Raw genomic sequence first — 9,509 nt, forward strand, 5'->3', positions numbered from 1 at the left:
CACTCGCTACGACAAGACCACCGAGTCCTACCAGGCCGCCGTCACCCTCGCCTCGCTCCTGATGTGGGCGTGACATTTGAAGACATCTCCTAGGGCCGTACAAAAGTGGCGTGGCCGAATCCGATCCCACCCGGTAAGGTCGCTCTCTTCGCCCGGTGGGAGCCGGTGTGCGGAGTCAGGAAAGCCGGTTCACGGTGACAGTCAGCGCAAGCGGTTCCCGCACCCCGCTCCGGCTCGACGTGGCGCTGGAGGGCGTGGTCGTCGCCTTCCGGGGGATGACGGCGCATCCCGACGAGTCCAACTGTGACTGCCACTGGGGCAGCGCCGAGGAGCTGGCGCAGCTGAAGGTGCCGGACGTGGTGCTGGAGCCCGATCTGCTGCGGCGCACGTGGCAGGCGGTCGACTGGTCGTTCCCCGAGCAGGTGCTGCGGCGGATCCTGCCGCAGCTCGCCGGGGAGATCATTGCCGGGCGGATCGAGCCGCTCTTCGGCATGGAGGAGCTCGGCCGGGCGTTCGCCCGCGGGCGGTGGCAGGCGTGGCCGGACGGGCAGGCCGCGGCGGTGCGGGAGCTCCTGCACGCCTGGTGGGCGCACACGCTCACCGACCCCCGCGCCGCCGTCCCCGCCCACGAGGTCCTCGCCTGCTGTGCCGAGGCCTCCGGCACGCTCACCCCGTGGCTCGCGGTGTGGGCGGAGCAGAGCGGGCCGGTGGCCGACCGGCAGCTGGTCGAGGCGGTGGACCAGTGGGAGTACGACCTGCTGCGGGACGAGCTGCCCTGGGACCCCAGAGGGGGCCAGGACGAGCTGTGTGCCGAACTCGCCGGCTGGCTGGTCCGGCACGCGCCGGCCCGGCTGCGTTCCCAGGGCGCTCCGGAGGAGCTGCTGCACCACGTACGGCTGCTCGGCCTCACGGACGAGGACCGCTGGGACGACCCGCACTGGCCGTGGCAAACGTACTGACTCATGTGCCAACGCACGTACCAACCTGCGTACCGACCTACGCACCGACCCCCGCACCGGCCCATGTACCGGCCGGCCGTAGGGGCGGGCGCGCGGGAGCCTTCGGGTCAGCCCGCCCAGAGGCCGTCCGCCGTCAGGCCGAGCAGGTCGATCGCGTTGCCGCGGACGATGCGTTCCACGACGCCCGGCGGCAGATGGCCCATCTGCGTCTCGCCGACCTCCCGCGACCTGGGCCAGGTCGAGTCGGAGTGCGGGTAGTCCGTCTCGTACAGGACGTTGCCGACGCCGATCGCGTCCAGGTTGCGCAGGCCGAAGGCGTCGTCGAAGAAGCAGCCGTGGACATGCTCGGCGAAGAGTTCGGAGGGCGGGCGGAGGACCTTGTCGGCGACGCCGCCCCAGGCGCGGTTCTCCTCCCAGACGACGTCGGCGCGCTCCAGGATGTACGGGATCCAGCCGATCTGCCCCTCGGCGTACATGATCTTCAGCCGGGGGAAGCGGTCGAACTTGCCGCTCATCAGCCAGTCGGTCATCGAGAAGCAGCAGTTGGCGAAGGTGATCGTCGAGCCGACGGCGGGCGGCGCGTCGGCCGAGGTGGACGGCATCTTCGACGAGGAGCCGATGTGCATGGCGATGACCGTGCCGGTCTCGTCGCAGGCCCCGAGGAACGGGTCCCAGTAGTCGGTGTGGATGCTGGGCAGCCCCATGTGGGGCGGGATCTCGCTGAAGCAGACCGCCCGTACGCCGCGGGCCGCGTTGCGCCGTACTTCCGCGGCGGCCAGTTCCGCGTCCCAGAGGGGGACGAGGGTGAGCGGGATCAGCCGGCCCTGCGCCTGCGGGCCGCACCATTCCTCCACCATCCAGTCGTTGTAGGCGCGCACCCCCAGCAGCCCGAGCTCGCGGTCCTTGGCCTCGGTGAAGGTCTGGCCACAGAAGCGGGGGAAGGTGGGGAAACACAAGGCGGACTGCACGTGGTTGACGTCCATGTCGGCGAGCCGCTCGGGGACGCTGTAGGAGCCGGGGCGCATCTGCTCGTACGTGATGCCTTCGAGCTTGATGTCGTCGCGCGCGTAGCCGACGGCGGTGTCGAGGCGGGTCAGCGGCCGGTGCAGGTCTTCGTAGACCCACCAGTCGGCTATCGGCCCGTCGTCGCCCGGGGCGCCCATCTTCGGGGCGAACTTGCCGCCCACGAAGGTCATTTCCGCGAGCGGTGCCCGGACGATGCGGGGGCCGGTGTCCTGGTACTTCGACGGGAGCCGGTCCCGCCAGACGGTGGGGGGCTCCACCGTGTGGTCGTCCACCGAGATGATCCTGGGGAAGGTCTCCATACCGGCCACGGTAGCGCGGATCTGACGTACCGTCAGCTACTGCGAGCGGCCTCCCGGTGCGGCCCGGACACCTCACGCGGCGGGCCAACTGCCCCCAGGGGCGCATGGAAGGACGCCCTCCGCGCCCCTGCCGTGCGCCCCCGGCGCCCCCGGCCCCGTCAGCCGGGGAGGCTTTGTGCACGGTCCGGACCCCTACTGACGTAAGGGGCCGCGACAAGGCAGACTGGCCGTTGCGCACAGCGAGAAGGTGCATACAGCGAGATGGCGCATACGGCGCGGATGGATGCCACAGGGCAGGGGGACACCATGGACGACGGTCCGGGGCGGGAGCGGCTCCGCTTCACCGTGCTCGGTCCCGTACGGGCCTGGCGCGGCGCAACGCCGCTGGCGGCGGGCTCCCCGCAGCAGCGAGCGCTGCTGGCCGCACTACTGCTGCGCGGCGGGCGGACCGCCACCGCGGCCGAGCTGGTCGACGCCCTGTGGGGCGACGAACCGCCGCACGCCGCGCTCGCCGCGCTGCGGACGTACGCCTCCCGGCTCCGCAAGGCACTGGGCGACGACGCCGCGGCCCTGGTCAGCGAGTCGGGCGGCTATGCGCTGCGGCCGGTGGACGGCCGCCCGCCGGATCTCGACCACGACCACGCGGAGCAGTACGCCTCCGAGGCGGAGAAGTCCAGGGCGGCCGGCGACCGCGCCCGGGCCCGGGAACTCCTCGACAAGGCCCTGGCGTTGTGGGACGGCGAGCCGCTGGCCGGCCTGGCCGGCCCGTACGCCGACACCCAGCGCACCCGCCTCCACGAGTGGCGGCTCTCCCTCATCGAGGCCCGCCTCGAACTGGACCTGGAACTCGGCCACCACGCCGACGCGGTCTCCGAACTCACCGCCCTGACCGCCGCCCACCCCCTGCGCGAGCGGCTGCGCGAACTGCTGATGCTGGCCCTGTACCGCAGCGGCCGCCAGGCGGAGGCGCTGGCGGTGTACACCGACACCCGACGCCTCCTCGACGACGAACTGGGCGTCGAGCCGTGCGCCTCGCTGTCGGAGCTGCAGCAGCGGATCCTGCGGGCGGACACCGACCTCGACGCGCCGCCCGTCGTCATCGACGGCCCGGACGCCGCGGACCCCGTCGTGGTCCGGCCACAGCAGCTTCCGGCCACGGTGGCCGACTTCACCGGCCGCAGCGCCTTCGTCGACGAGCTCGGCAAGCAATTGGCCACCGCCGAGGGCAGCGTCATGGCCGTCTCGGCGCTCACCGGCATCGGCGGCGTCGGCAAGACCACCCTCGCCGTGCACGTCTCGCACGCCGCCCGCGAGCACTTCCCCGACGGCCAGCTCTACGTCGACCTCCAGGGCGCCGGCCACACCCCGTCCGAGCCCGAGGCCGTGCTGGGCTCCTTCCTCCGTGCCCTCGGCACACCGGACTCCTCCATTCCGGACGGTCTGGAGGAGCGTTCGGCCCTCTACCGCTCCACCCTCGCCGGGCGCCGGGTGCTGGCCCTGCTGGACAACGCCCGCGACGCGGCGCAGGTACGGCCGCTGCTGCCCGGCTCGGAAGGGTGCGCGGCGCTGATCACCAGCCGCGCCCGGCTGATCGACCTGGCGGGCGCGTACCTCATCGACGTCGACGTGATGAGCCCCGAGGAGGCGCTGAAGCTCTTCACCCGCATCGTCGGGGAGGAAAGGGTCAGCGCCGAACGGCAGTCGGCCATGGCGGTGGTCGGCGCCTGCGGCTTCCTGCCCCTGGCGATCCGCATCGCCGCCTCCCGGCTCGCCGCCCGCCGTACGTGGACGGTCTCCACCCTCGCCCGCAAACTCGCCGACGAACGCCGCCGGCTGGACGAGCTCCGCGCCGGTGACCTCGCGGTCACCGCCACCTTCGAGCTGGGCTACGGGCAGCTGGAGCCGCACCAGGCCCGGGCGTTCCGGCTGCTGGGCCTCGCCGACGGCCCGGACATCTCGCTCGCCGCCGCGGCCGCCCTGCTCGACATGGACGTCGAGTCCGCGGAAGACCTGATCGAATCCCTCGTCGACGCCAGCCTCCTGGAGTCCGCGGCGCCGGGCCGCTACCGCTTCCACGACCTGGTCCGGCTCTACGCGCGGGCGTGCGCCGAACGGGACGAACACCCGCCCACCGAACGGGACGCGGCACTCTCCCGGCTGCTGGACTTCTACCTGGCGACGGCCAAGGAGGTCTACACCCTGGAGCGCCCGGGCGACCGGCTGGCCGACCACATGGCGCGCCCCCAGTACGCGGGGCTCGCCTTCACCGACCGCATAGGAGCCCTGGAGTGGCTCTTCGGCGAGGCCCGGTGCCTGCTGGCGTGCGCCCAGCAGTCCGCCGGGCCGAAGACCCTGCGACGGGCGGTGGACCTGTTGCTGCTGGCCCAGGACCTCGCCGAATCCGGTGCCGACTCCCGGCAGTACGAGCACGTGAACATGGCCCTGCTGGAGGCCGCCCGGGCGATGGACGACCAGCGCGCCCAGGCCCGCATCCACGTCGCGCTCACCAACGTGCACACCCTCGCCGGCCGGTTCGACAAGGCCGACGAGCACGCCCAGTCGGCCATGCTGCTGGGCCTCGCCACCCAGGACGCCTTCGCCTCCTCGTACGCACCGAACGACCGCGGCATCATCGCGAACTCGCAGAGCCGCCACGCCGACGCCGAGGCGTACCTCACGCAGGCGCTCGGTGCGTTCCGTGAGGACCGCAACAAGCCGTCGGAGGCCAGCGCCCTGTGCAACCTCTCGCGGGTCCACCTGGCCACCGACCGGGTGGACACCGCGATCCGGCTGGCGCAGGAAGGCATCGCGATCTACCGGGAGCTGGGCGCCACCCGGCGACTGGCCAACGGCATGTACGCGCTCGGGCTGGCCTTCACCCGCGCCCAGCGGCTGGAGGACGCCACCGAGCAGCTCAACAAGGCCCTGGCGATCTTCCAGGCGAGCCGGCAGCGTTTCTGGGAGGGCATGACGTACTTCCGCCTGGCCGAGACCGACCTGACCGCCGGTCACCCCGCACAGGCCGCCAACCACGCCGAACAGGCGCTGACCGCCCTCCGGGCCATCGGCGGCGAGTGGTGGCACGCCAACGTCCTGACCCTGCTCGGGCGCGCCCTGGACGGGGTGGGGCAGTCCGGCCGGGCCCGGGTGTGCTGGCAGGAGGCGCTGAGCGTCTACGAACGGCTGGATTCCCCGGAAGGAGCCGCGGTGCGCCGTCTGCTGCGTCCGGTGGCAGCCGCCTGACCTGCACCCACCGCGGCCGGCAGCACGCCGCGACGGCGCTGGACGCGGACGTTTATCGATCGTTCATCGCGTCAGGCCAGTCTTTAACTCACCGACCCGCCGCCTCGGGGGGCAAGCGGTTCGGTCAGTTGGCCCCACCGTTATGGTGTTCGGCCCCGACGCACCTGTCCGGCGACCCACGGGGGAGTCGCCGGCCGGGTGGCCGGAAACAAGCGCCCAAACACTGGAGTTGATCAGCTTGGCCACCGAGAACACCCAGCCCGACGAGCGGGACATCATCAAGCCGCTCGACCACCACCAGCCCATCGTCGGTCCCAAGGGCCGTCGCATCGTGGGCAAGAACGAACAGCCGGTGACGCCCGGCGACGACATCATCAAGCCGCTGGACCACCACCAGCCCATCGGCACGCCGCGCGGTGACATCTTGGGCGATCCCAAGTAGCGGACACCGGAGGGGTTTCGGGGGATCGCAGGGGCCGTTCCGATGGCACGGAGGGGAGCCATCGGCAACGGTCCCTGCGGCATTTCCGCGCACGCGCATATCTGCACAGACTTCGGCAATCCGGCCTACCTGCACCGGTTTCCGGCCATGCGCTCGAACGTATGCACTGAAGTCCGCGGAACCCTCCTTACGCTCGATGCACTGCCACCCCATCGCTAACGGAGGAACCAGCATGACCCGCGCTTACAAGGCCGCCCTTCTCACCGCTCTCGCGGTCACCGCCGCGGGTGCGGCCACCGCACCGGCGATGGCGGACACCACCCGCCCCGTAACCGGCCAGGTCTCGACGTTCGACCACCACGCCCCGATCACCGGGAGCCAGGTCACGTCCGGCACCGCCGTCACCCAGGCCGACAAGCACATGCCCTGACCGGCGCAGGCCCTGCGACGGCACGGCCGGAGCACCTCGGCAGCGGGACCATGCCACGGCGCATGGTCCCGCTGCCGCCGCATGGGCACACCATCCGCCCTCCGCAAGAGATCTGACGCCCCATCAGATCCGCTGCTACAGTGCGCCCACCCGACCCCGGCAGCCAGGAGGCGCGTCGTGTTCGAAGTTGGTCGTGTGCGGTCGCTCTGGGAGCTGGTGGAGTATCGGGCCGAGGCGTCGCGGGGGGCGCCGATGTTCTTCGATGCGGAGGGGCGGAGCGTCAGCTTCGACGGGGTGCGGGACGAGGCGTTGCGGGTGGCCGCCGGGTTGCGGGGGCTGGGGATCGGGGCCGGGACGCGGGTGGCGTGGCAGTTGCCGACGCAGATCCGGACGGTGATCGTCTCGCTGGCGCTGGCCCGGCTCGGGGCCGTGCAGACGCCGGTCATTCCGCAGCACCGGGAGCGCGAAGTCGGCTTCATCCTGGCGGAGTCGGCGGCGGAGTACGTGCTCGTACCGGGCGAGTGGCGCGGGTTCGACTACGCGGCGATGGCCCGTAAGGCGGCCCCGGACGGCGTGCGGGTGGTACCGGTGGGGGCCGGGCTGCCCGTGGGGGATCCCTCGGGGCTCCCGGACGTCGCACCCGATCGCGACGGGACGCGGTGGATCTACTACACCTCCGGGACCACCTCGTCGCCCAAGGGCGTCGAGCACTCCGACGCGAGCCTGATCGCCGGCGGCGTCGGGCTGGCGACCGCACTCGGGATGTCCGCGAAGGACATCGGCTCCATCGCCTTCCCGTACGCGCACATCGCCGGGCCGGACTACGTCATCGCCATGCTGATCAGCGGCTTTCCCGCGGTCGTACTGGACACCTTCGAACCGGACCGGGCGGCCGCGGTCTACCGGCGGTACGGAGTGACCACGGCCGGCGGCAGCACCGCGTTCTACCAGGCGTTCCTCGACGAGTCCCAGCGGTACCGGCGGGCCCGGCCGGACGCCGGGCGGCTGATCCCGACGCTCCGGGTGCTGTCGGGCGGCGGCGCCCCGATGTCGCCGGAGCTGTACGCGGCGGCCGGGCGGGAGCTGGGGTGTGCGGTGGTCCACGGCTACGGGATGACCGAGTGCCCGATGATCGCGATGGGCACGCCGTACGACAGCGACGACCAGCTGGCGCGGACGGTGGGCCGGCCGGTGATGGGGGCCCGGATCCGCATCGTCCGGCCCGACGGGAGCGCGGCGGCGCCCGGGGAGACCGGGGAGGTGACCCTCAAGGGCCCGATGCTCTTCCGGCGGTACACCGACCCGGCACTGACCGCGGAGGCGTTCGACGCCGACGGGTACTTCCACACCGGCGACCTGGGCCGACTGCGCCCCGACGGGCACCTCGTGCTCACCGGGCGGCTCAAGGACATCATCATCCGCAAGGGCGAGAACATCTCGGCCCAGGAGGTCGAGGAACTGGTGCAGACCCATCCGGCGGTCGCCGAGGCGGCCGTCATAGGACTGCCGGACCGGGACCGCGGTGAGCGGGTCTGCGCGGTGATCACCCCCGCCGACCCGGCCGCCCCACCCCTCACCCTCGACGCGCTCACCGCACATCTGCGGGCGGCCGGCGTCATGACACAGAAGCTGCCGGAACAGCTGGAAATCACCCCCGAGCTGCCACGCGGCGGCCCCCTCGGCAAGGTGCTGAAGACGACGCTGCGGGAGCGGTACGGACGGCGGTGAGCCGTTCGGCTCACCGCCGGGGGGGCCGGGGTCGGGCCGGGGTCGGAGTACGGGCCGGGGCCGCGTCCGGGTCGGGTTCGGGTCCGAGTTGGGGGTCGGGTCCGAGTTGGGGGTCGGGTCCGGGTCCGGGTCTCGTTCTTGGTTTGGCTCTGGGTCTCGGTACCGGTCCAGGTTCGGGTCCGAGGCCGGGTTCGGGTCAGGTTCGCGTCCGGGTCCGCGTTCGGGTCCGGGTCCGGGTCCGGGTTCGGGTTCGGGTCTCGGGCTGGGTCCGGTTTCGGTCCGAGGCCGGGTTCGGGTCCGGGGTCGCGTCCGGGTCCGGGTCTCGGTCTGGGTCTGGGTCTGGGTCTGGGTCTGGGTCTGGGTCGGTGCGGGCGACCTCGCCGGATGTCCGGTGTGGCGATGAGCCCTTCCGGGGTGGGGTCTGCACTGTGGAGGGGGCCGGCGGTACGGCGGATACGACAGCCGGCCGGCAGACAGCCGACAACAAGGGCTCCGCAGGACGGAAGGAACCGCACGATGACCGAGATGATCGACTTCGCGGCGCAGGCCCGGGAGGTCTCGCGGCTGGCCGCGGGTACGGCCGAGCAGCAGCTCGATGCGCCCACGCCGTGCGAGAAGTACGCGGTGCGCCATCTGCTGGGCCATCTCGTCGGCCTGGCCGCGGCCTTCCAGGACGTGGCCCACAAAGACCTCGGACCGGCCACCCGGCTGTCCCCCGACGCGATGCGGCCGGACGTGGACCCCGGCTGGCGTGCCGAGCTGGATCGGAACCTCGCGGGGATGGCGGCGGCCTGGCGGACACCGGACGCGTGGCAGGGCGAGACGCAGGCGGGCGGCGTCACGCTCCCGGGCGCGGTCGCGGGCCAGGTCGCACTCAACGAGCTGGTGCTCCACGGCTGGGACCTGGCCCGCGCCACCAGCCAGGAATACGTACCCGACCCGGACGCCCTCCAGGTCTCGTACGCGCTCCTGACCTCCTGGGCGGAGAGCGACGCGACGACCGGGCCACTGTTCGGAACGGTGATCCTGGTCCCGGAGGGCGCACCCCTCCTAGACAGGGTGGTGGGCCTCGCGGGCCGCCGCCCTGACTGGCGTCCGCCGTTGCGTTAGTCCCGTACGCACTTGGCTGTCCCGCCGCGGTGCTTGCTCGCCGTTGCGCGCTTTGCGGCGCCCCCGCACGTACCTGTCTGTCCCGTCGCGGGGCGTCTCGTCGTTGCGCTTTGCGGCGCCGCCGCACGTTGCTGTCTGCTGCGCCGCGGGGCGTCTCGCCGTTGCGCCTGCGGCGGGCTGGGTGGGTGTCGGGTGCGGTGACGGACCTCCGGGGCCGGTGTTTGGGACTGCTGTCGCTTTACGTCCACACAACCGGCCCCTCCGGCCCGTCC

Annotated in this window: 7 protein-coding genes; 6 read left to right on the forward strand and 1 reads right to left on the reverse strand. The window is 72.4% G+C overall.

Annotated elements, in window-relative coordinates; all coding sequences use genetic code 11:
• The first annotated feature begins 194 nt into the window (after positions 1-194).
• The gene (locus tag AB0E02_RS39040) at positions 195-959 is read left to right on the forward strand and encodes a hypothetical protein (RefSeq protein WP_362149493.1); all 765 of its coding nucleotides are present in this window, start codon (positions 195-197) and stop codon (positions 957-959) included.
• A gap of 107 nt (positions 960-1,066) precedes the next feature.
• On the opposite strand, the gene AB0E02_RS39045 is transcribed toward AB0E02_RS39040, so the two are convergent.
• Positions 1,067-2,284, reverse strand: coding sequence for an amidohydrolase family protein (locus AB0E02_RS39045; RefSeq protein WP_362149496.1), 1,218 nt, complete (start codon positions 2,282-2,284; stop codon positions 1,067-1,069).
• A gap of 306 nt (positions 2,285-2,590) precedes the next feature.
• Between AB0E02_RS39045 and AB0E02_RS39050 the strand changes: the two genes are divergently transcribed.
• The 5 genes from AB0E02_RS39050 to AB0E02_RS39070 all read left to right on the forward strand — a co-directional run bounded on the left by AB0E02_RS39050 (position 2,591) and on the right by AB0E02_RS39070 (position 9,237).
• Positions 2,591-5,527, forward strand: a complete 2,937-nt coding sequence (locus AB0E02_RS39050) for a BTAD domain-containing putative transcriptional regulator (protein ID WP_362149501.1) — start codon at positions 2,591-2,593, stop codon at positions 5,525-5,527.
• 238 nt (positions 5,528-5,765) lie between these two features.
• On the forward strand, positions 5,766-5,969 hold the full coding sequence (locus tag AB0E02_RS39055) for a hypothetical protein (RefSeq protein ID WP_362149504.1): 204 nt from the start codon (positions 5,766-5,768) through the stop codon (positions 5,967-5,969).
• 232 nt (positions 5,970-6,201) lie between these two features.
• Entirely contained in the window at positions 6,202-6,399 is a 198-nt protein-coding gene (locus AB0E02_RS39060; protein WP_362149507.1) for a hypothetical protein, read from the forward strand.
• A 177-nt stretch (positions 6,400-6,576) separates the two neighbouring features.
• The gene (locus AB0E02_RS39065; RefSeq protein WP_362149510.1) at positions 6,577-8,127 is read left to right on the forward strand and encodes an AMP-binding protein; all 1,551 of its coding nucleotides are present in this window, start codon (positions 6,577-6,579) and stop codon (positions 8,125-8,127) included.
• 516 nt (positions 8,128-8,643) lie between these two features.
• Positions 8,644-9,237 (forward strand): TIGR03086 family metal-binding protein, encoded by a 594-nt coding sequence (locus AB0E02_RS39070; protein WP_362149511.1) that lies wholly within the window; start codon positions 8,644-8,646, stop codon positions 9,235-9,237.
• Positions 9,238-9,509: the final 272 nt, after the last annotated feature.

This window comes from Streptomyces sp. NPDC048196 (genome assembly GCF_040652715.1).
In the GTDB taxonomy this organism is placed as follows: Bacteria; Actinomycetota; Actinomycetes; order Streptomycetales; family Streptomycetaceae; genus Streptomyces; species Streptomyces siderophoricus.

Coding starts and splice junctions, on each gene's coding strand:
- AB0E02_RS39050 (WP_362149501.1), top strand. CDS start 2,591: ATGGACGACGGTCCGGGGCGGGAGCGGCTCCGCTTCACCGTGCTCGGT.
- AB0E02_RS39045 (WP_362149496.1), bottom strand. CDS start 2,284: ATGGAGACCTTCCCCAGGATCATCTCGGTGGACGACCACACGGTGGAG.
- AB0E02_RS39060 (WP_362149507.1), top strand. CDS start 6,202: ATGACCCGCGCTTACAAGGCCGCCCTTCTCACCGCTCTCGCGGTCACC.
- AB0E02_RS39070 (WP_362149511.1), top strand. CDS start 8,644: ATGACCGAGATGATCGACTTCGCGGCGCAGGCCCGGGAGGTCTCGCGG.